The organism is Candidatus Defluviibacterium haderslevense (assembly GCA_016712225.1).
In the GTDB taxonomy this organism is placed as follows: domain Bacteria; phylum Bacteroidota; class Bacteroidia; order Chitinophagales; family Saprospiraceae; genus Vicinibacter; species Vicinibacter haderslevensis.
On sequence record JADJRL010000003.1, the window covers coordinates 1775470 to 1799717 of the forward strand.

General features: G+C 33.1%; 17 protein-coding genes. 7 read left to right on the forward strand and 10 right to left on the reverse strand.

Annotated features, from left to right (window positions below; genetic code table 11):
• Position 1 precedes the first annotated feature (1 nt).
• The 3 genes from glmS to IPK88_07195 are packed head-to-tail and all read right to left on the reverse strand — an operon-like array spanning position 2 to position 4053.
• A complete protein-coding gene (gene glmS, locus IPK88_07185) occupies positions 2-1840 on the reverse strand; it encodes a glutamine--fructose-6-phosphate transaminase (isomerizing) (GenBank protein MBK8243191.1) in 1839 nt (612 codons plus the stop codon).
• A gap of 28 nt (positions 1841-1868) precedes the next feature.
• Positions 1869-3215, reverse strand: coding sequence for a DUF4270 family protein (locus IPK88_07190; protein ID MBK8243192.1), 1347 nt, complete (start codon positions 3213-3215; stop codon positions 1869-1871).
• Between the two features lie 34 nt (positions 3216-3249).
• Positions 3250-4053 carry a glycogen/starch synthase gene (locus tag IPK88_07195; GenBank protein MBK8243193.1) on the reverse strand — a complete coding sequence of 268 codons (804 nt, stop codon included), beginning with the start codon at positions 4051-4053 and terminating at the stop codon, positions 3250-3252.
• A gap of 343 nt (positions 4054-4396) precedes the next feature.
• On the opposite strand from IPK88_07195, the gene aspS reads away from it, so the two are divergent.
• Positions 4397-6160, forward strand: a complete 1764-nt coding sequence (aspS, locus tag IPK88_07200) for an aspartate--tRNA ligase (protein ID MBK8243194.1) — start codon at positions 4397-4399, stop codon at positions 6158-6160.
• Positions 6161-6243: 83 nt separating this feature from the next.
• Complete coding sequence (locus IPK88_07205; protein ID MBK8243195.1) at positions 6244-6774, forward strand: hypothetical protein; 531 nt, start codon at positions 6244-6246, stop codon at positions 6772-6774.
• 126 nt (positions 6775-6900) lie between these two features.
• On the opposite strand, the gene IPK88_07210 is transcribed toward IPK88_07205, so the two are convergent.
• The 4 genes from IPK88_07210 to IPK88_07225 form a co-directional block, all read right to left on the reverse strand.
• Positions 6901-8040: a HAMP domain-containing histidine kinase gene (locus tag IPK88_07210; protein ID MBK8243196.1), complete on the reverse strand. Its 1140-nt coding sequence runs from the start codon at positions 8038-8040 to the stop codon at positions 6901-6903.
• A 65-nt stretch (positions 8041-8105) separates the two neighbouring features.
• Positions 8106-8984, reverse strand: coding sequence for a hypothetical protein (locus tag IPK88_07215; protein ID MBK8243197.1), 879 nt, complete (start codon positions 8982-8984; stop codon positions 8106-8108).
• Entirely contained in the window at positions 8984-11239 is a 2256-nt protein-coding gene (locus tag IPK88_07220) for a UvrD-helicase domain-containing protein (GenBank protein MBK8243198.1), read from the reverse strand. Before IPK88_07220 ends, IPK88_07215 begins: the two co-directional genes overlap by 1 nt.
• An 87-nt stretch (positions 11240-11326) precedes the next feature.
• Positions 11327-12253, reverse strand: a complete 927-nt coding sequence (locus tag IPK88_07225; protein ID MBK8243199.1) for an isoaspartyl peptidase/L-asparaginase — start codon at positions 12251-12253, stop codon at positions 11327-11329.
• A gap of 257 nt (positions 12254-12510) precedes the next feature.
• Here IPK88_07225 and IPK88_07230 point away from each other — a divergent pair, with 257 nt between their 5' ends.
• Positions 12511-14178, forward strand: coding sequence for an MFS transporter (locus IPK88_07230; GenBank protein ID MBK8243200.1), 1668 nt, complete (start codon positions 12511-12513; stop codon positions 14176-14178).
• A 21-nt stretch (positions 14179-14199) separates the two neighbouring features.
• Here the strand turns inward: IPK88_07230 and IPK88_07235 are convergent, their stop codons facing one another.
• From IPK88_07235 to IPK88_07245, 3 genes are all read right to left on the reverse strand, one after another.
• Positions 14200-15135, reverse strand: a complete 936-nt coding sequence (locus IPK88_07235) for a UDP-3-O-(3-hydroxymyristoyl)glucosamine N-acyltransferase (GenBank protein ID MBK8243201.1) — start codon at positions 15133-15135, stop codon at positions 14200-14202.
• Positions 15136-15152: 17 nt separating this feature from the next.
• A complete protein-coding gene (gene polA, locus IPK88_07240) occupies positions 15153-17927 on the reverse strand; it encodes a DNA polymerase I (GenBank protein MBK8243202.1) in 2775 nt (924 codons plus the stop codon).
• A gap of 110 nt (positions 17928-18037) precedes the next feature.
• Complete coding sequence (locus tag IPK88_07245) at positions 18038-19102, reverse strand: DUF3078 domain-containing protein (GenBank protein ID MBK8243203.1); 1065 nt, start codon at positions 19100-19102, stop codon at positions 18038-18040.
• A gap of 278 nt (positions 19103-19380) precedes the next feature.
• Between IPK88_07245 and IPK88_07250 the strand changes: the two genes are divergently transcribed.
• From IPK88_07250 to IPK88_07265, 4 genes are all read left to right on the forward strand, one after another.
• Positions 19381-20811, forward strand: a complete 1431-nt coding sequence (locus tag IPK88_07250; GenBank protein MBK8243204.1) for a M28 family peptidase — start codon at positions 19381-19383, stop codon at positions 20809-20811.
• A 152-nt stretch (positions 20812-20963) separates the two neighbouring features.
• Positions 20964-22892 (forward strand): AAA family ATPase, encoded by a 1929-nt coding sequence (locus tag IPK88_07255; GenBank protein ID MBK8243205.1) that lies wholly within the window; start codon positions 20964-20966, stop codon positions 22890-22892.
• A gap of 52 nt (positions 22893-22944) precedes the next feature.
• Positions 22945-23991 carry a M42 family metallopeptidase gene (locus IPK88_07260; GenBank protein ID MBK8243206.1) on the forward strand — a complete coding sequence of 349 codons (1047 nt, stop codon included), beginning with the start codon at positions 22945-22947 and terminating at the stop codon, positions 23989-23991.
• Position 23992: 1 nt separating this feature from the next.
• Positions 23993-24238, forward strand: coding sequence for a 4a-hydroxytetrahydrobiopterin dehydratase (locus IPK88_07265; protein ID MBK8243207.1), 246 nt, complete (start codon positions 23993-23995; stop codon positions 24236-24238).
• Positions 24239-24248 lie beyond the last annotated feature (10 nt).

Here is a 24248-nt window from a genome sequence, read left to right on the forward strand (position 1 = left end):
TTTATTCTACTGTTACTGATTTGGCTAAATTTCTAGGTTGATCTACATCGCAATTGCGCATAACTGCAATATGATAAGATAACAATTGTAATGGAATTACAGACAATAAAGGAGTCAAAGGTTCTATGGTATTAGGGATCTCAATGCAATAATCCGCTACTTTTTTAATTTCCTGATCGCCTTCCGCAACTATGGCAATCACCATTCCTTTACGGGCTTTTACTTCCTGGACATTTGAAGCAATTTTTTCGTAAGCGCTTTTATTAGTTGCGATTACAATGACCGGCATATTTTCATCAATTAAGGCAATGGGGCCGTGTTTCATTTCAGCAGCCGGATAACCTTCTGCATGAATATAGGATATTTCTTTTAGTTTAAGTGCCCCTTCAAGTGCAACTGGAAAGTTATATCCTCTTCCTAAATACAAGGCATTATTTGTGTGTTTAATTTCTCCAGCTAAAAAAGTAATTTGGTCATTAGTAGCAAGGACTTGTTCTACTTTTGATGGGATCTTTGCTAATTCTGCAATGAGCTGATGATAATAGGAATTACTCAATGAACCATTTTTATGCCCAAGAACCATAGCCATTAGAGATAACAAGGTAACCTGACCAGTAAAGGCTTTGGTAGAAGCAACGCCTATTTCTGGACCACAATGTATATATGATCCTGCATCCGTTAATCTAGCTATGGATGAACCGACTACATTGACTATGCCATAAACCAAAGCTCCTCGTTCTTTAGCCAATTCTGCTGCCGCTCGCGTGTCTGCTGTTTCACCGGACTGAGAGATAACTAAGACCACATCTTGAGGTCCAAGAATTGGATTTCGATATCTAAACTCAGAAGCATACTCAACTTCTACCGGAATTCTAGCGAGTTCTTCGATAATATATTCACCAATTAGAGCTGAATGCCAACTGGTTCCACATGCAGCGATAATGATTCTTTTAGCATTTGCTATTCTGTTGCTGTGCTCTTCCAATCCTCCCAATCTTACCCAACCTTCTACATCATTGAGGCGACCTCTCATGCAATCTGAGATGGTCTGGGGCTGTTGATAGATTTCTTTCATCATGAAATGAGCAAAACCACTTTTTTCTAATTGATCAAGGCTCATATCCAATTCATGAATAATGGGCTCCTGAATTTCATTGCTGATTGTGGTTATTTCAACGCCATTTTTGAGTGATATTTCTACGATTTCTTCATCATTTAGATAGATCACTTTATTCGTATATTGTATAATTGGTGTGGCATCAGAAGCAATAAAATATTCATCATCACCAATTCCTACTACTAAAGGGCTTGATTTTCGGGCCCCAACGATTACATCTGGCTGTTCTCTATCCATAACAACTATCGCGTAGGCTCCAATTACTCTGGATAAAGCTTTGCGAACGGCTTCGACCAATGTCAATTGCTCACGTTGTTGTACTTCTTCAATCAGATGGACTAAGATCTCAGTGTCTGTTTCACTAATAAATTGGTGTCCCAGTCGAATTAGAGCTTCTGCAATGGTGGCATAGTTTTCAATAATACCATTATGTATAATGGCTAACCGCTCAGATCCTGAATAGTGAGGATGAGCATTAATGTCATCTGGTTTACCATGGGTTGCCCAACGGGTATGACCCATTCCTACATGAGCTGATAAATGTTTTTGCTCTGTAAAATCAACCAGTTCCTGAACTTTACCCTTTTTCTTGAATACATCTATTTTATTGGTCATGAGTGCAATTCCTGCACTATCATAACCCCTATATTCAAGGCGCTGCAATCCTTCAATTAAGATAGGATAAGCATTTTTATTTCCGATATAAGCAACTATTCCACACATATTACGTGTAAATATAATATGTTATTAATTATTCTGAGTAAATCACATTTAATTTCGCCCTATATTGAGAATGTTTATTTCCATATAAAACGACTCGATTAGCTGACTCTGTTTTAAATAAAGGACTAAGTAATAAATCCAAAGATTTTTTTGTTTTTTGGAGTTGTTTAAAATGAGCAGTAATATTCATTTTATATCTATAAACATCTTGGCCGTTCACCTGTACTAAAACAGGATCACCACCAATCACCTGGGTGTATCGGTTTAAATCTAATAAATCTTGTGAAGCATTTCTGGCAATTTCAAAGTCTCTGGTGTTGACCGGTTTTCCAGAACTTAGATCTTGAGGAAATAAAATATCACATGGAGCATAAATGTCTAATTGGTCACCTGGTAATTTCGCTACATAAAACTCCAAAACAGCATAATTAATTAATCGATTAGACCAATTTGAGTCATAGGGCATGGTGATCCTTGCGTCAGTTCCATTAAGACCTTGTATAAATATTAGACTATCTCCAGATAATGTTTTAGAAATAAAATCTTGACATGGAGTACCCACAGGATCAACTGACATAAAAGGAGCCTTTGCCGCTGAACTTGACATGGTAAACGTAAATTGCAGTTGTGAAGTATCACCCTTATAATAAATGGTCAATCTGCTATCACTGCTTGCTGGAAAAACAGAAACCATAGAATTGGCTTGTTTTGCAACTATAGCTAAACCAGGAAAATAATTTAAAAAACTATCAATTGCTGTAAAAACTGTATCAGGCGCTGTTCTAAGAATATTCATAAAAAGGCCAGTATCTATTGGGATCCTCATTTGAGGGGCAAAGCTATATTCTATTTTATTTGTAGTAATTTTAACCGAGTCAAGATTTGGAACAAATTGATCCAAAGACCCTAATTTGGTGGTGCCATATTGAAATTTATCTTTGGAATAATATCTGGTTCCGATTGACAGCTGAGTAGTTAAAGGGTACACTTCAACGGTCATTGGAGTTTTATAGTTTCCATAAAATTCTGAGGTATCATACCTTAGACTCAAAACAATCGAATCAATGGTGTTTTTTAGAAAAAGTCTTTCCTTTTCTGGAACAAATCGCAATTGTGTGCAAAATCCTGCTTCCATTTTACCTAATATAGGCTCTGAGATATTACCAAGTAAAAAAGTGGAGGGTATTCCGCTATAGGCTGAAACCACACTGTCTTGTTGAAAAGGAATAACCGAAAAATTAAAAGTATCTATCCCTTTGGCATTGATCCATTCATTAGAAAGCTGGTCAGCGCCAAAATCTTCAAATGTATTGCAAGAATTAAGAAAAAAGACAGCCAAAATTAGGCTAACCACTCCTATGGATTGAAATTTCATATTATATCTATTAATCATCGATAGATAACGCAAGTTAAGCTAAAATAGTCTTATAAAAATCAATGTATGTTTGAAGAAAGTCTTCTTCCGGAGTTTGAATAAATGGTTTTTTCAAAGCTTCAATAGCTAACATCAAATTTTGATCAATAGTTGGACTACCTTGGATTAACCCATCTGCAAATTGAATAGCACCTTTATGTAAAGAAATGCCATCACCATTTTTAAAAGCACTTAATTGATCGGATTTAAGACTGTTTATAGCTGCTTTTTTGAAAAAATCATCACTAAAACTACTATCTAAAACCTTATCATATATAGAAAAAATAACTTTTGAGTTTTTAAAAACTGGATCATTTTTATAGACCGTTTTTAAATAAAAAGGTATTAAACTGGTCATCCAGCCATGGCAATGAACTACATCTGGTGGCCAACCAAATTTTTTAACGGTCTCTAAAGCGCCTTTGCAAAAGAAAATCATACGATCCTGATTATCAGGATAAGCTACACCTTCTTCGTCTTCAAAAACCTGTTTGCGTTTAAAAAACTCATCATTATCTAAAAAATAAACCTGAATTCTCGAACCTGGTAAAGAAGCTACCTTGATGATTAAAGCATAATCATCATCATCAATGATGATATTCATACCTGATAGCCTAACCACCTCGTGCAACCTGTGTCTTCTTTCATTAATGGTCCCGAATCTAGGCATTAATATTCTGATTTCCATCCCATTATCTTGGGCAAAAGACGGTAATTTCTGAATTAATTTACCAATGCCATCTAAATCTAAATAAGGATCTATTTCCTGGGTAATGTATAAAATTCTATTTTTAGTCATATTCTAAAATCAAGTGGTCTTTTCCTCAAAAGGGACGCAAAGATAAGGATTATAAATTAAAAAAGTGATAAAAACCAAGAAACATGGCGTATAAATGTTTGTAAGCCAATAATATAATCATTTGGATCTTAGATCTTTCGAGCTTGCAGTACTACAAGTCTTAATTCTGATTATTTGTCATCTAAATGGTACTTTTTATTCGATTTTAGAATTATAGACCTCAATAGGTTGCAAATTTTTATCATTCCAGAAATTAACAATATGAAAGATTGTATCGGATATCAATCAATATCAAATCAAAAAGACTTATTTAAAATGTAATTTTGCCCAATAAAATGAAAATATGTATAGAAGTCATAACTGTGGAGAACTAAGAGCTGCCCATATCGGCGAACAAATAAGTCTAGCCGGATGGGTTCAGATAGCCCGAAATTTGGGTGGGATGACCTTTATTGATTTAAGGGATCGCTATGGAATTACTCAATTAGCTTTTAATATGGAGGAGAATGAGGAGTTGTGCCAACAAGCCCGTAAAGCAGGAAGGGAATATGTTATACAGATCACTGGTATCGTGCGTGAACGAAGTAATAAGAATCTGAATCGGCCTACTGGTGAAATTGAAATTCAGGTAAACGAATTTAAAATTCTAAATACCTCTCAAGTTCCTCCATTTACTATTGAAGATCAAACCGACGGTGGCGATGATATTCGAATGAAGTACAGGTATCTTGATATCAGGCGAAGTGCTGTAAAAGAGAAATTGATGTTTCGGCATCAGATTGCACTAGAAACTAGAAAATACCTAAGTCAAAATGCATTTATAGAAATTGAAACGCCGTATTTAATAAAGAGTACGCCTGAGGGCGCCCGTGATTTTGTTGTACCAAGCAGAATGAATGGTGGTCAATTTTATGCTCTACCTCAATCACCCCAAACATTTAAACAATTGTTGATGGTAGCAGGTATGGATAAATATTTTCAGATAGTCCGTTGCTTTAGAGATGAAGATTTGAGAGCAGATCGTCAACCTGAATTCACTCAAATAGATTGTGAAATGTCGTTTGTTGAGCGGGAAGATATATTAAATATGTTCGAAGGATTAATGAGACATTTATTTAAAGTGTGTTTAGATTTTGAATTGGAAGCTTTACCAAGAATGAGTTATGACGATGCAATAAAATATTATGGTTCGGATAAACCAGATTTGCGTTTTGATTTAAAATTTATTGATCTTAACTTACTTAAAGGTTATGGGTTTCCAGTATTCGATGAAGCAGAATTGGTCACAGGATTTATTGTAAAAGGATTAGAAAGTAGATTTTCTAACAAAGAGCTTAATGAACTTACGGAATGGGTTAAGCGACCACAAATTGGAGCCAAAGGACTTGCTTATATAAAAATGAATTCAGATGGAACCATTAAATCAACAATAGCAAAATTCTATACAGAGGACCAAATAAAAGCGATAGCAGAAAACATTCATCTAGCCTCAGGAGATATAATGTTCATATTGTCCGGAAATCGCGAAAAAACATTAAAACAATTAGGAGAACTTCGGTTAGAGATTGGTCGAAGAATGGATTTAATTAAAGCAAATGATTTTAAGCCATTATGGGTTCTTGATTTTCCTTTACTTGAATGGGACGAAGATAAAAACAGATTTTTTGCAATGCATCATCCATTCACAAGTCCGCTGCCAAACGATATTGAAAAAATGCATTCCAAGGATAAAAATGTGCTTTCAAGTATCCGAGCAGATGCATATGATTTAGTAGTAAACGGAGCTGAGTTAGGCGGAGGTTCAATAAGAATTCATAATCGACAATTGCAATCCATTAATTTTGGATTGTTGGGATTTACACCAGAAGAAGCAGAGGAACAATTTGGGTTTTTGTTAGGAGCATTTGAATATGGAGCCCCACCACATGGGGGAATTGCATTTGGTTTGGATCGAGTGTGTTCTATCATGCAAGGGACTTCGACAATTAGAGACTTTATAGCATTTCCAAAGAACAATCAAGGAAGGGATGTCATGATAGATGCACCTTCTTTTTTAACAGATGATCAGCTATCTGAACTTCAAATAAAAGTTCAATTGACTGAATGATCAAAGTTTATTCTTTAATATATTTATAAAATAAAAGTTCATTTACATATTTAATTTTAACTTAGTCCATAAACAACATTCATATGAAATATTTTAATATTCTAATTTTAATTCTAACACTTTTGACTGCTTGTAAATTTAAAAGTCAAAATGAAAAATCAGATGCATTAAATAATGGAACCAAGAGTTTAGCTGGATCAAAATCCGGATCAACTATATTTACAGGTGTTTTTTCATTCAAAGCCAATGGAGAACTGATTACTGCTGAGTCTGACAAAGTTAAATCATGGACAACAACACAATTCCCAATTGGAATTATTATAGCTAGTAATAAAAATGGATTATTCGTTTCCATGCAAATTAAAAATATGACAGGTGCGGGAAGCTATAAACTAGATGGTGATGATAAAGGGACGGTACATTTCACTGTAAATGGACATACTTATTTTACAAAAGGAGAAAAGGGAGAAAATTTTTTAAATTTTAATGTTACTAATACTAAAGGTGACTCAACCATGATCTTACTATCGGGAACTTTTGATGGTGTTTTGGAAGATAAGGATGGAAAGAAATTACAAATTACTGAAGGTGTATTTTCAACAGATAAAATGTAATCAAGCTTTAATAATTGAAGATTAGCAATAGGACGAGAATAGTAATAATTACAAGATTTATTCCTTTTTTAGGAAATTTCCAATGGAATAGCTAGAAATCAATTTATCATACCATTCATTTAATGATCATACTGTGGGCAATTGAATTGTTATGGTTGTTCCTTCGCCTTCTACAGACGATTTAACATATATTTTTCCATTATGATAATTTTCAATAATTCGTTTTGCCAAGGACAATCCTAGTCCCCATCCTCTTGATTTTGTAGAATACCCTGGACGAAAAATGGTATTGAATTTTGAACTTGGAATTCCTTTTCCATTGTCTTCTATTTCAATATGATTAACATTATGAATTGAAAACAAGCGAATCGTAATGAACCCTTGACCATCCATAGCGTCCAAGGCATTTCTAATTACATTTTCTATAACCCACGAAAACAAATTAGAATTGATCATTGCAAAATAAAATTGATCTTCATTGAATATAAGTTTAAAATCTATTTTACTTGATGCGCGCGCTTTCATGTAGATAAGCGATCTTTGAAGTTCTTCTGGCAATGATTTTTTTTGCAATTCAGGAATTGAACCAATCTTTGAAAACCGATCCGAAACTTGTTGCAATTTTGTGATATCCATTTCCATATGATTCATGATCTCCCTTTGCTCATCATCACTGATACCGGATTCTCGTAAATTATCCAACCAACCCATGATACCGGATATAGGTGTTCCCAATTGATGTGCAGTTTCTTTTGCCATACCAACCCAAACTCTATTCTGCTCTTCCTTTCGAGACAAATTAAAGACTGCATACGCTATAGTAATGTAAAATAATAATAGTAATAATTGAAGTAACGGAAAGTAAGAGATTAGGGTTAAAATTTTAGGATATTCGAAATAAATGGCTTTGTAATCGGGACTTGTTAAAGGAGTAATATTGGATCGTTTTACTCTGGCTAAAATTGCGGCTGTATCTGCGGGTTCACTATAATTGTGTAATTGTATTTCGTCAGATTGATTTATTGTCACTACACGTGAATCATTTAATTTCTCCAAAATCTCACTTTGGTAGGTTAAGTCATCGTCATTATTAGAATTATTTGAAATAAATTGCAATGTTTTAACTAAAATTTCAACATGAGTCTTCTCTCTGATGGCTAAATTTTGGGCTAAATAATTGGCATAAAAAAGGGGAATGATCAGAAAAAAAATGCCTAGTATGGCCAAATATAATTTCAATCTACCGGTACGTGTATAAACATCCATTATTTAGATTTCGAATTTAACTTGATGCCTTTCATTTGATTAATTAATATAAATAATGTAACTTACTATTGATTAACTAAAACTTCAAAAATAGTCGCTTTTTGTCTTAATTGTTTATTTTTTTCCTGGGTTATCACAAAACGGTCCTGCCCAATAGAACAAATGGCTTCTTTTTGGCTTAAAAAGCTAAACGTTCCATATCTTTTCTTTATTTTGATTTTTTCTTTATTTAATTGAATTTTTGGAAGTTTATATATTGAAGTAGAAGAAATTAAAAATATATGTTCTGATTCATTATCATAACATGCGCCGGTAATTTGTTGTTCTGCAAAAAAGTGCCAACCCAAGTTTATTATTGAGTGTACGTTCAAATGATCCGATTCAATTTGAGTATCATAACAATACACAATTGATTTATTTTTGATCCAGGAGGACCAATTTTTCGTAAATAAATATAATTTATGATCTGCCCAACACATCGCCTCTATGTCTAAATGGTATTTTTTTAAGGCTTTTATTGGATCAAAAGTAATTTCTATACGTCTACCAGAAATACTATCCTTTGTAATAAGATCCGAAATAAGAATTTGATAAATAGCATGTTTATCAGATCGATTTGTATTATTGCCACAATCGGCAATATAGACATATTGTTTAAAATCTGTAGTTAAATCCTCCCAATCTATGTTAGAAGCATTTTTTAATACGACTCTCCGAAGTATTTCACTTTTGGTATTTATTTCATATAGAATTGGATCATTACCACCGTCATTAATAGTCCAATAACTAAGACCTTGATTTAGACTAATAATACCAGAAGTTTCATCTAATGCTTCTGGGAGTATTTCGGTTTGAATGCAAGTTATATTTTGGGAACTTAGAATTTGTAAAAAGGATAAGAATAAAAATAAAGTATGATAAAAATTTGAATGCTTCAATGTCATTAAAGTACTATTTCTAATTTTGCAAATTTTAGCATTATTTTTCTTGATGGATTTTCCACCTCTTGAAAAAAAATGGTAGCTAATTTATTATCAGCACTTCCTTCGATATTCAGCACTTTACCTTTTCCAAATTTTTGATGCAAAACGATCATTCCTGTTTGAATATTATTAGGATTGCTTGCATTAAAATTTTTATACAAATCAGCAGGAACCATAGTCGGTTTACGTTCCACAAATACACTTTTTGATTTTGGCTCATCATCTGTAAATGAAAAAACAGTATTTCTGGCTGTCGTATCAACCTCAAAACGATCTGAATTGATTTCTTCAATAAAACGACTGGGATCATTTGTTTTTAGATTTCCAAAAAAGTATCTAGTCCTTGCGTAACTTAAGGTTAAAAATTGTTTCGCCCGGGTTATCGCAACATAAAATAATCGTCGTTCTTCATCTAATTGTTCAGGCGATGACATGGACATATAACTTGGAAATAAATTTTCCTCCAACCCTCCAACAATTACTGCGTCAAATTCTAAGCCCTTTGCAGAATGGATGGACATTAAAGTTACATAATCAGATCCTTCTTTTTCTTCATCTAATGAGGTTATCAATGCGATAGTTTGCAAATAAGCTGCCAAAGATCGGTCGTTACTTAATTCTTCATTATATTCATCTTGTTCTGAAAAATCTTTTATCCCATCTAATAGTGCCATTACATTCTCTAATCTGGAGATACCTTCATTTGTAATATCTTGTTTGAGTTCTGTTGATAATCCAGATATTTTATATATATACATTGCTGCATCGTAGGCATTATTTTTTGCAGCTTGGTCTTGCATTTCTTTAATTTGCAAATTGAACATTTGTATAGTTTGACCAACTTTTCCTCCTATATTTACATGCTGAGTGCTTTCAAGGAGTGATGTATTGTTTGCATCAGAATAAGCAGAAAATTTTTCGATGGTTGAATCTCCAATACCTCTTTTAGGATAATTAATAATTCTTTTAAAAGCTTCGTTATCCTTAGGATTAATAACCAAGCGAATATAAGAAATCAAATCTTTTATTTCTTTTCTTTGATAAAAGGACATTCCTCCAAAAACTTTATAAGGAATATTTACTCGTCTTAAATTTTCTTCGAATATTCTTGATTGAGAATTCGTTCTATACAAAATGGCTATTTCGGTATTTTTTAAATGATATCTATTTTTTAATTCAATAATATGATCTGCAATTTTGCGCCCTTCCTCATTATCAGAAGCTGCTTTAACTAATTTAATTTTATATCCGTCTTTTTTAGAAGTCCAGATTTCCTTCTTTATTTGTCTTGAATTATTTGTAATGACATCATTTGCTGCCTGAACGATATGATCCGAACTTCTGTAATTCTGCTCTAATTTTAAAACTTTTACATCTGGTAAATCACTTTGAAAATCAAGAATATTTTTTATTGTTGCACCTCTAAATGAATAGATACTTTGTGCATCATCACCAACTATACAAATATTTCTTTTACTTCCTGGATAGAATACCAATTTTTTTAGAATTGCATATTGTAAGTAATTAGTATCTTGAAATTCATCTACCATTACATATTGAAATTGATTTCTATATTTAGTAAGAACATCTTCCGGATTTTCTTGAAATAATCGGAATAATTGTAACAATAAATCATCAAAATCCATGGCTCCGGCTTGAATGCATTTTTGAAAATACCTCTTATAAATAGTTACTGTTTGAGGCATTTTATTCATTTGGTCCTGCGCCAAAAGTTCTTCATCTCTTTCGTATAAGGTTGGAGTAATTAAGTTAGATTTTGCATTTGAAATTCTAGAGCGAACGGTATTAGCATTATAATCCTTAGGATTTAAATTAAGTTCTTTGATGATCTCTGTTATTAAACTTTTAGTATTATCCGTATCATAGATTGAAAAATTAGCTGGATAGCCTATTTTAGGCGCTTCCACCCGCAATATTCGTGCAAAAATGGCATGAAATGTTCCACACCATACTTTTTTTGCTTCATTTCCAACTACATGTTCAATGCGCTCTGTCATCTCACGTGCAGCTTTATTTGTAAATGTTAGAGACAAAATATTCCAAGGCTTGATCCCAGAGTGAATCATATGAGCTAATCGATAGGTCAAAACTCTTGTTTTTCCAGACCCGGGACCAGCTATAACCATTACAGGTCCTTCTATTTGACTTGCTGCTTGGCGTTGAATGTCATTAAGTTCATCAAGATACTGGCTCATAATAGTATTAAATATTCAGTCCGCAAGATATTTCTTTTTCAATAACTAATAGAATCAAACTATTGTAGAATTCTTTAAAACATCTAATCATTTGTAAATTCCTACAAAATGTTCTCCATTAGATTTTTTGAATGCCCTATACATTCCTTCGGTATTAAAAGATAAACATACATTACCTTGGTAATCGATACCAATGAGGCCGCCATCACCACCTAATTCCATTAAGATATTATGTACTACCTCATCACAAGCATCAGTTAAATTAAAATTTGCATATTTCATTAAACTATGAACATGAAATGCTGCATTACAACGAATAAAATATTCACCAGAACCCGTACATGAAATGGCACAAGTTTTATTGTTAGCATATGTTCCTGATCCGATTATAGGAGTATCACCAATTCTTCCAAATTTTTTATTCGTCATTCCTCCTGTGGAAGTTGCTGCAGCCATATTTCCAAATTGATCTAGAGCAACTGCGCCTACTGTTCCTAATTTTTTATTTTTCGAACTTGTGTGATCTAAAATCATGTCTGGACTTTCTTTAACACTTAGCCATTGTTGATATCTATATTCATTAAAAAAATAATCATCATTTTTCATTTCTACTTTCATTTGGTTTGCAAAATCCATTGCCCCTTGACCAGCTAATAAAACATGTGAAGTTTTTTCCATAACTAATCTGGCTAAGTTTATAGGATTTTTGACAGCATGTAGCATAGCGACAGCTCCAGCACTTTGATCCGCCCCATTCATAATTGAGGCATCCATTTCGTGAGTTCCTTGATTTGTAAATACAGAACCTTTACCTGCATTAAATAAAGGACAATTTTCAAGATAAGTTACTGCTATTTCAACTGCATCAAGACTTGACCCACCTTTATCCAAAATTTCGTATCCAGCTGTTAATGCTTCATTTAAAGCGTCTTGGTAATCTGCTTCCTGCTTGTTTGTCATTTCAGATTTTAATATAGTGCCAGCTCCTCCATGTATGGCAATAGAATAATTCATATTAGATTTATTTAAATTAAATACAATAGTTATTTTTAAAGTCCTTGTAAATAATTATTGTAATTTTTTATCAAAAATTATTTTGAAACAGTTCATTGAACAGGACTTTATGAAATCCTGTTTAGACCTCAAAATTAATTAAAAACTTGCATTTCATTTGTTAAATGATTGAATTAAATCCTTAAACCAAATTAAATAAAATCTAATATTAGACCATATTTGAATATTGTTTATCTTGCGATCAAATAAAATCGAACATGGAACAAAAAACAACAACAAATTACAGTGCTTTATCAATTTTAATAACTGTATTTTTCTTTTGGGGTTTTATTGCAGCTGGTAATGGTGTTTTTATCCCTTTTTGCAAACATTATTTTAATTTAGACCAATTTCAAAGTCAGTTGGTTGATTTCGCCTTTTATGGTGCTTATTACATTGGTGCTTTGATTTTATTTGTGATTAGTAATAAACGGTCCAAAGACCTTGTTTCATCATGGGGATATAAACGAAGTATAGTTTATGGTTTGTTGTTTTCCTTAATCGGTTCTATAGCTATGATCATTGCAGTTCAAACAGGATCAAGAGAACATGGTTTTAGTTTTTTCTTGTTTGCGTTTTTTATTTTAGCTTTAGGATTTTCATTACAACAAACAGCTGCAAATCCATTTGCAATGTTATTAGGTGACCCAGCTACAGGATCACATCGAATTAACTTAGGAGGTGGAGTTAATTCTTTTGGTACCACAATTGGTCCCATTGTAGTTGCGTTAGTGTTGTTTGGGACCACCTCATTTAGTGATGATTTATTACAATCTCTAAGTCTTGATAAAGTGACTGTTTTATATTTATGCGTAGGTTTGTTATTTCTTCTGGCTGCATTATTATTTGGATTGTCAAAAAAAGTTCCTGCAGGTTATTTTGATGCAACTTTAGCACCAGCAAATAAAGCAATGTGGGCATTGATTACGATTACTATTTTATTAGTTGCGTGTTTTATCCCAGTATTCAATAGTTATAAAAATGATATTTCAAATTTATCGAATGAGGCACTTTTAAATTTGGAACATTATCGATTTTTATGGCTTTTAGGGGCATTATTTTCTGTTATTGGTGGCTTGAGTTTCGCTTATGTCTCATCCCGAAAATCGGCAGTAGGTTGGGGGGCATTGCAGTATCCACAACTTATTTTAGGAATGATCGCCATTTTCATTTATGTAGGAGTTGAAGTTTCTATTCAAAGTAATTTAGGTCAATTGTTAAAACTTCAAGAATTTGGTTCCATGCAAGCTTCTGATATTGCACCATACATTTCAATGTATTGGGGTAGTTTAATGATTGGAAGATGGACTGGAGCTATACCGGTATTTAATCCATCCAAGAGAATAAAAAATGTATTATTAATTGTTATACCATTAATTGCATTTGGTGTTGTTTTGTTATTAAACATCATAGCGCAAAAAGATATGAGTCCATTATACTTTTATGTATTTTGTGTTTTTGTTTTAATTGTAGCATTTTTCATGACACAAGATAAACCTGTTCTCACTTTAATGTTATTTAGTTTGTTAAGTGTTGTTGCTATGTTGATTGGTCTTTTTACTGTTGGACAAATTTCCATTTATGCTTTTTTAAGTGGTGGATTATTTTGTTCTATCATGTGGCCGTGTATATTTTCTCTTTCTTTGGCCGGACTTGGTAAATATGAAACACAAGGTTCAGCCTTTTTAGTCATGATGATATTGGGTGGCGGTATTATTCCTCCAATACAAGGAAAACTGGCAGATATTCCATCGATTGGAATTCATCAATCCTATTGGATTACAGTAATTTGCTTTTTATACTTGGCTATTTTTGCATTTATAGTTAAATCTATTCTTAAAAGACAAGGAATTGATTATGATAAACAAGTAGGTTCTTCACATTAAATAAAAAAGTGTAATTTTATTTTAATTTCCTAATTTTCGCTTAATCATTTCTGGTAATTGCTTGAGCGCTGCAATTTCCTTAAATTTTATTAACGCTTCATCTGCTGGACTGCCAAAATAAGTTTTGCCTGTTTCCAAATCTTTTCCAATTCCTGAAGCAGCATATACTACAACATTAGATCCAATATGTAAATTTTGTGCAACACCCACCTGACCATATAATGTAACATGATCTCCAATTATGGTCTTTCCTGCAATGCCCACCTGAGCCGCGAACAAACAATGTTTTCCCACTACCACACCATGACCAATATGGACCTGACAATCAATTTTAGTTCCTTGTCCTATTATTGTATCTCCAGAAACCCCTTTATTAATTGTACAACCCGCCCCTACCTCTACATCATTATGTATAATGACACGTCCACAAGATCTCCATTTATTATAAACTCCATCTGTTTTTTTATAATAAAAAGCATCAGTTCCAATGATTGTACCGGCTTGAATATTAACTTGATTACCTATAACAGTATATTCGCCAATGTAAACATTAGCCTGAATATGAGACCCTGCACCAATTACAACATGATGACCAATCACAACGCCGGGTTCGATGATTGCTTCCGGGTGAATTAATGCAGAAGAACTAATTTGGGAAGTTAATGGAATGAGTGGACGTTCAGTGGCTACAATATCATTATAGACGTCAAAGGGTTTTTCACATATGAGTAAAGTTTTACCTGGTGGGCAATCGACTTCGTTGTTAATGATAATAATTGAAGCTAATGAATGAAGCGATTTATTATAATATTTTTCAACATCAACAAAGGTAATATCACCCAAGGTCACTTTGTGAATTTCATTAATTCCAAAAGCTAATTGTTCCTTATTACCGATTACTTTCAGTTGATATTTTTGAGCTAATTCAATAACACTTTTAGGATTGTCAAATTTCATATGTTCTAGATTAATGATTAATGGGCTTCGAGCCAATTTTCGCCTGTACCCATACCTACTTCAATAGGTACGGTTAAATTTGGAATTGCATGTTTCATTTCATATTCTACGATTTCTTTTACCATTATAAGTTCATCACGATGTACATCAAATACCAATTCATCATGTACTTGTAATATCATTTTTGACTTACAGTTTAATTCACCAAATTTTTGATGAATATGAATCATAGCTAGTTTAATTAGGTCAGCTGCTGTTCCTTGAATGGGAGTGTTGATCGCAACTCGTTCAGCTACTGATCTCGCTAATGCATTTTTGGAATTGATATCTCTAAGTACTCTTTTTCGACCCAACATGGTCTGAACAAAACCATCTTTTCTAGCGGCCTCAACTACTGAACCCATATAAGTCTTCAAGCCATTATAAGTTTTGAAATACTGATCAATTAATTCTTTTGCCTCATTTCTTGGAATACCCAATTGTCTTGAAATATTAGTTGACCCAGCGCCATAAAGAATTGAAAAATTTACAGTTTTTGCATTTCTACGTTGGTCTGAAGTTACCTCATCATAAGGCACACCATACACCTTTGCTGCTGTTGCTCTATGTATATCTTGTTCTTTGATAAATGCATCCATCATGGCTTCCTCTTTGCTGATTTCAGCAATGAGTCTGAGTTCAATCTGACTGTAGTCTGCCGACAACAAAATATATTCTGAATTACGAGGAATAAATGCTTTTCTAATTTCTTTCCCGGCTTCTCCCTTTATAGGAATGTTTTGAAGATTTGGATTTTCAGAAGACAACCTACCTGTTGCAGCCCTTGCTTGATTAAAGGAACTATGAACCCGACCTGTTTTTGGATTTATCAATAATGGAAGCGTATCAACATAAGTTGACTTTAATTTTGATAATTTTCTGTGTTCTAAAATATCTCTAACAATTTCGTGTTCTTCACTTAATTCAGATAATTTATCTTCATCTGTAGAATATTGATTAGTAGCCGTTTTTTTCCACTTATAGGGAATTTTTAATTTATCAAATAATACATCACCAACTTGTTTTGGACTTGCAATATTAAATCTTGTTCCTGCTTTTTGGTAAATTAATTTTTCAGCATCCAATATTTGAGCTCCAAGAACAACACTGTAATTATTTAAAAAATCAGCATCAATTCTTACCCCTTCATGTTCTACATCACATAATACTTTAACCAATGGTAATTCAATTTCAACATTGATTTTATCTAAATTATTTTTAATTAAATCTTGTTCAAGTATTGGTTTTAATTGAAGCGTCATGTCAGCATCTTCACCAGCATATTCTTTTATTTTGTCAAGACTTACCTGTCTCATGTTTCCTTGATCATTGCCTCTTTTCCCGATTAGTTCTTCGATAGGCACCATTCGATAATTCAAATAGGCTTGTGCCAGATAATCCAATTTATGTCTGGCATCAGGTTCTAATAAATAGTGTGCAATCATAGTATCAAATGCAGGTTTTGGTATTTGCACACCATATTGCCGCATCATCAACATATCATATTTAATATTCTGTCCTATGAATTTTTTTGAAGGATCTTCTAAAATATTTTTAAATCGATTTACCAGATTTTGCGCTTCGATCTGTTGATCAGGAACTGGGACATAGTAGGCTTTTGATTCGGCCAAACAAAATGACATTCCTACAAGTTCAACTTGAGTAGCATTGAGTCCGGTTGTTTCAGTATCAAATGAAATGGATTCGTGTTGATTAAGTAAGTTTAACAGCTCTTCAATTTCGGTATTGGTTTGAACTAATTGATAATGATGTTCAGTATTATCAATATTTCGGTCAGCCACAGAATAAGGTTTGGGTTCAGCGGAAGCTTGTTCCTGAGGAATATTGTATTCTGATTCTGAAAACAAACTGTTAGGTTTTTCTGAAACACCTAAAACGGATTGAGCTAAAGATTTAAATTCAAGATCTTTAAATATTTCTGCAATCTGGACTTTATCAAATCCTTCGAGTCGATATGCTTTTTCATCAAATTGGACTGGGACTTCAATATCAATTGTTGCCAATTTTTTAGAAAGAATAGCTTGGTCAGCGAAGGTGATTATTTTTTCTTTGATTTTTCCCGCAACTTGATCAGCATTTTGAATTAGATTTTCAATATTATCGAATTCTAATAATAATTTGGCTGCTGTTTTTTCACCAACTCCAGGAACACCTGGAATATTATCAACAGAATCACCTTGTAAGCCTAACATATCAATAACTTGGTCAACCCTATTAATTCCCCAACTAGCAATTATTTCTTTTGGTCCTAGAATATCAATTCCATTACCTTGTCTCGATGGCTTGTACATAAAGATATGTTCTTCCACCAATTGTCCATAATCTTTGTCAGGGGTAACCATAAACACTGTGAAACCTTCTTTTGCTGCTTGTTTTGCCAAGGTACCAATGATATCATCTGCTTCAAAACCTTCTAATGTTACAATGGGAATGTTAAATGCTTGAATGATTTTTTTGACTATAGGTAAAGCAATAGTAATATCTTCCGGCTGAGCTTCACGGTTTGCTTTATATTCTGGAAAAGCAATATGTCTAAAGGTTGGACCACTCAAGTCAAATGCTACTGCCAAATGCGTGGGTTTCTCTTTATTTATAATATCCCAAAGCGTTCTAATAAATCCTGATATAGCAGAAGTATTAAGTCCTTTGGAATTAATTAAAGGTCTTGCTATAAAAGCATAATGAGAACGGTATAATATGGCATGACCATCTATAAGAAATAATTTTTTCATGGACTTATCTTCTAAAAGCCGAAATATAAGCTAAGTATAGATATTTAAATAAAAAAAACGAGACTGATTATAGAATCAGGTCATAGTATTTTATACAAACCCTAGCGTATTTAGAAATTTCTATTATATGTTATCAATAATTGTTCTATGATATTAGTGCGCTTTCCTGTGCCCAAAACACCTCCTACAGCATCATTATTCGTAATACTATTGTTTTTATTATCATCATAAAAACCATCAATTCTAAAGTTAAGATTCAATCCTTTCAAAATTTCTACGCCTATAGAATTTAACCAATTCACATCAATATTTTGTGGATTATCCAAATAATCTGTAAATAAAGTCAATTCACTATTCACGTTAAGTTTCTTTAAAAAAGTATTATTATATCCTAATTTACCTAAAGCACCTAAACCAATTTTAGATTGTTCATAACCAAGTGAAACATTATTTTTATCTTTTAAATCAGTTCCATGCACCCCGAGGTTAGCAATATTTTTATCATTTATATAGATCATTTTCATTGCTGCGGGTGATAAAAAGGCATACCAATGTTTACTTTTTTCATATTTTATACCTGGTGCTAGTGTTATAGTAGCCGGTGATAAAAATTTAGAAACCAAGCCTGTTTTGTAAGGCGCTATTTGAGTATTTCTTAAATAAGTTTTCTTTGAGATACTGTCTAAATGTGAAGCAAGTAATTGTGAATTTAAGACAAAATCCAATGAAAAAGACCAAGGAGATCCTGATTTAAACTGGTATGCTATATTAGATCCTAAAGTTAATACATCTAAAGCTTTTTCAAAAGGTGGTTTTTCAGTATTGCCTGCAATTAAAACGCCAGATCCAATACGTTGGGTAGATAAATTAATTAATAATCCATTTTTCCATCCCAATTGACCTTTTTTAAGATTAGCCGTGTATCCTATTGCCCCTCCCAAACCAATTCTATTAGAGCCGGCCCCTACATAGGGATTAATATTAATCAATTGTCCTAAATCTAATCCAATTGCCGCTTTTCGGGTCCAACCATCTTTAATGTCCATTTTCAAGGAAGCCTCCATTTTTTTCATGCGTTCAGCTTCTTGAGCGGCTCTGTTTTTTTCTGCTTCTGTTTGTCCAAATAGTGAGCAGGTCCATGATATCAATACTAGAAATACAAGTAATTTTTTCATAATTTGAATTTTTATAACATTTTGTGATTGTGAATTTAATTGTTTGATTTGTTAATTAGTAAATGGTATTAAAAAGATAAATAAAATGAAGATTTGTCCATTTTATTATTTTGATTATTGACTATTAATTTTCATTAAACAGGCAATTCTATTTATTATTACAAAACTCTTTATGGATAGATGGGCTGAAGTCAATTTATAGTTAGCTTTGTTGTTTATTTAAGGAGACAATAGTTTAATAAAGTAACAAATTCAATATTTAATTAATATACAAAAACATGAATAATATAAACTTAGTGCAAAAATACATTTCTAATTCTCAATTTATAAGATTTGGCTTTTTTTTATTTACCTTATCTATTATGAATTTAAATGGTTTAAAAGCACAATCCACTGAAGAACATTCGTATTTAATTAAAAGCATATATGAAAAAGCATTGACAGACCAAATGGCCTATAAATGGCTTTATTATTTATCAGAAAAAATAGGAGGTCGAATTGCTGGTTCGCCACAGAATTATGCTGCTATTGAATTTACGCATCAAATTTTAGATACAATAGGTACTGATACAGTCTGGAATCAACCATGCCAGGTCAATTATTGGTATCGTGGGAAAGAGGAAGTAGCCCGGATCATTAATCATCCATTAATTGGGACTGTGGAGCTCAAAGTGTTGGCTTTAGGAGGTTCTGGTGCAACGCCTACAACAGGGATAAGTGGTGAAATTATTGAGGTTAAATCATTAGATGAGGCAAAGGCATTAGGATTTAAATTAAAAGATAAAATTGTTTATTTCTCAAGAGCTTTTGATAATAAACATGTTCGCACTTTTAATGCATATGGTGGTGCGGTTGATCAAAGGGTGTTTGGACCAAATGTAGCTTCTAAATTTGGCGCTAAAGCATGTATTGTAAGATCCATGACTGGACGATTAGATGACTTTCCACATACCGGTGTTACTATATTTGAAGATGGAATCACACCAATTCCTGCAATAGCTGTTTGTACAAATGATGCAGAGATGCTTAGTCAACTAACTCAAAAGGGGCCTGTTCAAATATATGTAAAAACGAGTTGTGAAAACAGAGGCCCAAAACAAAGTTATAGTGTTATTGGCGAAATAAAAGGTACTGAAAAGCCTAATGAGATCATTTTGGTAGGGGGACATTTGGATTCTTGGGATGTAGGCGGTGGAGCTCATGATGATGGTGCAGGTTGTGTTCAATCCATGGATGTGATCTATTTATTAAAAAAAATTGGGTATAAACCACGAAGAACAATCCGATGTGTTCTTTTTCAAAATGAAGAAAATGGTCTGGCAGGTGGAACAGAATACGCTAAAGTTTCCAATAAAAACAAAGAGTTCCATTTTGCTGCTATAGAAAGTGATGCAGGAGGATTTACTCCACAGGGTTTTAGTTTTGATAGTGATTCCAGCGCATTAAAGAATTACTTGCCCTTTTTTAAAACATGGGATGAATTATTGTCACCATACGATATACATTTTGATAAAGGAGGATCTGGAGCTGACATTGGACCATTAAGAAGTCAAAAAGGTATTTTATTCGGTTTAAAACCGGATTCTCAAAGATATTTTGATTATCACCATACTGCTGCTGATCGAATTAATGCTGTACATCCACGTGAACTTGCATTGGGATCTTCTGCAATGGCAAGTCTTGTATATTTATTAGATTTGATTCCTTAATTAATTTTGAATAATAAATTTCTAAAGAATTTCTAATTCAACATTGACTTTGCATTGTTCAACACTAAGTTGAATCTATTTTTTCAATAAATAAAACACTTACTATATGATTTTTAGGCTCAATAATTTATCACAATTGAATTATTTCATTTGTGGAAGATAAGATACAAGCTGAATTACTAGATCATATTCGTTTATTACATTTAGAACACGAAGCAGAAATTAAATTTTTTGAAATTAATATTGCTTCTAAATCCCTTAATGAAAAGAGAGATCTTGGGGTTTGCTGGCATCCTGTTGTTGTGAAGGATCAGGGATTTTCTATAGGTGATTATGCCTATCTTATTGTGGAACGTACTAAGGACATTGATAAGGTACACCAATTCAAAGCCGGAAATGTCGTTTCAGTTGGAATTTGGAAAATGGGTTCCAAAAAAGACACAATCAAAGGGGTTATAGATTATATTCATAAAAATAAAATGAAAATCATTTTATATTCCAAAGACCTTCCTGAATGGATCTCAGACGGAGGAATTGGAGTTGATCTATTAATTGATGAAAGGACTTTTCGAGAGATGGAATTCAGTACAAAGCAAGTTATGAATGCCGATCCAAAATCCAGATTAGCCCATTTGAGAAATGTTCTTATGGGGTACAAAGAAGCTCAATCGAATATAAACACTATTTTTCATCCTGGTCAGTTGCAGGGCCTGAATCAAGCTCAAATTAATGCTATCCAAAAAGTCAATTGTTCAAGTGATGTCACAGTAATACATGGACCTCCAGGTACCGGAAAAACTACAACATTAGTGCATGCTATTAAATATTTGTTAGATCAAAATCGATTGCTCAAAATATTAGTTTGTGCGCCAAGTAATACAGCAACGGATTTACTTACTACAAGATTATCGAGGCATCATTTACATGTCACGCGTATCGGTAATTTGTCAAGAATTGATGAAGATTTAATGAATCATACCTTGGACGGACAAATATCAAATCACCCGGATCATAAACAAATTAAAAAAGTACGAATAGAAGCCGCTCAAGCAAGACGAGAAGCCCAAAAACATCATAGAACTATGGATCAATTTAAAAGAGCCGAAAGAAATATGATGAAACAGGAAGCTAAAATTCTTGGCAATTGGGCAAAAGAATTGGAAGATAAGCTTGTCAACCAAATATTAGATTCTTCCCAAATCATTTGTTGTACTTTGATGGGATCGACTTCAAGTTATATTCAGGATCGGTTTTTCGATTACGTCTTTATTGATGAATCAGGACAAGCACTTGAAGGAGCCATTTGGATTGCTATAAGAAAGGCTCATCATGTTGTTTTGTCAGGTGATCCTTTACAACTCCCCCCAACTGTAAAGAGTATAGAAGCAGCTCAGCAAGGTCTTGGAATAAGTCTTTTGGAAAAATATATGAGCAGATCACCCATTTCTGAATTATTAAATATTCAATATCGGATGAATACCATGATAATGGGATTTAGTAACGCATATTTTTATAATAATCAATTAATTGCTGCTCCTCAAGTAGCTCATAGAACATTGGCTTTTTTTGGTGATGAACCACTCGTTTTTATAGATACGGCAGGTTGTGGATTTGAAGAAGAAAGTTTGGATGGTACATCAAGCCGGTTTAATAGTGGTGAGTATTTTATTTTAAGGGAACATATTTATCAATTGATTGAATCTTTTGGTGATCATCCAATTCCATCAGTATCCATTATTTCACCGTATAAGGAACAAATTGAATATATTCGAAATGAATTAATTAAGGATGAATTATTATCTAAAGTCATGCCCATTAAAGTTAGTACTATTGATGGGTTCCAAGGACAAGAAGGTGATATTATCTATATTTCACTGGTTCGAAGTAACCCAATGAGTGATATAGGTTTCCTCAATGATTACAGACGTATGAATGTAGCTATTACCCGAGCAAAATTAAAGCTAGTCGTCATTGGAGATTCTGCCACTTTAGGACAAGATGTATTTTATAGCCAATTTATAGATTACTGTCAGGAATTGGGAGTGTATCATTCTGCATGGGAATGGATGGTAAAATTATAATTGATAGATGCTAAATCAATGTTTCTATTAACTTTGTCCGTATTTTTAAGATATGATTAATATTGAATTATTAAGCACTATTTGTAAAACGCCGGGAGCTCCTGGTTTTGAACATGCTATCAGAAGCTTTCTGGTACATGAATTAGAGCCTTTTGCGGATCGTATAGAACTGGATTCTATGGGAAATATAATAGCTTTTTGTAAAGGAAAATCATCCCAGAAAAAGCTTATGTTCTCAGCACATATGGATGAAATCAGCTTTATCGTGTCGCATATTGATGAAGAAGGTTTTGTAAGATTCTTGCCGTTGGGAGGATTTGATCCTAAGACCTTGACCGCACAAAGGGTAATTATTCATGGAAAGAAAGATATTATTGGAGTTATGGGCTCAAAACCCATACATTTAATGAGTCCTGAGGAACGCACTAAAAATTCGACCATAAAAGATTATTTTATTGACACAGGATTGTCAAAAAGTGAACTCATTGAACATATTGAAATTGGTAATTCGATTACAAGAGAACGGGAGTTAATTCAAATGGGGCAATGTATAAATGCTAAATCATTGGACAATCGAATTTCAGTTTATAGTTTGCTGGAAGCTTTTAAATTGATACATGATCACAGACCTGAAGTAGATGTTTATGCAGTATTTACAGTTCAAGAGGAAATTGGATTAAGAGGTGCTAAAACAGCCGCTCATTATATAGCCCCGGATTATGCTATCAATGTAGATACAACGATAGCCTTCGATGTACCAGGAGCACAAGCCCATGAAGTGATAACCAAACTAGGCCAGGGCGTAGCCATAAAAATTATGGACAGTAGTGTAATCTGTGATTATAGAATGGTGAAATTTATAAAAGAACAAGCTGCTTTAGCTAATATCGTCTGGCAAGCAGAATTATTGCCAGCAGGTGGAACGGATACGGCATCAGTTCAGACAGCCGGAAATGGGGCTATCACAGGAGCACTTTCTATTCCTACACGACATATCCACCAAGTAATTGAAATGGTACACCAAAAAGATGTAATGGAAACCATAAAATTGATTAAAATTTTAGCTCATTCAATTCATCAGTTCAATTGGAGCTTTTAACATGTGGACTGAAAAAAATAATGAGCTTCATGGGCAATTTAAATTTCAGGATTTTGGAACTGCAATGGCTTTTATTTTTGAAGTAAGTTTGTTAGCAGAGCGTATGGATCACCATCCTACATGGACCAATTCATGGAATAAAGTTGATTTTGTCTTATGTACCCATGATGCTGGAAATACCATTACTGAAAAAGACCATAAATTGGCAAAAGGGATTGATAAAATCGTAAAAAAATATTTACAATAGCTTAAAATCA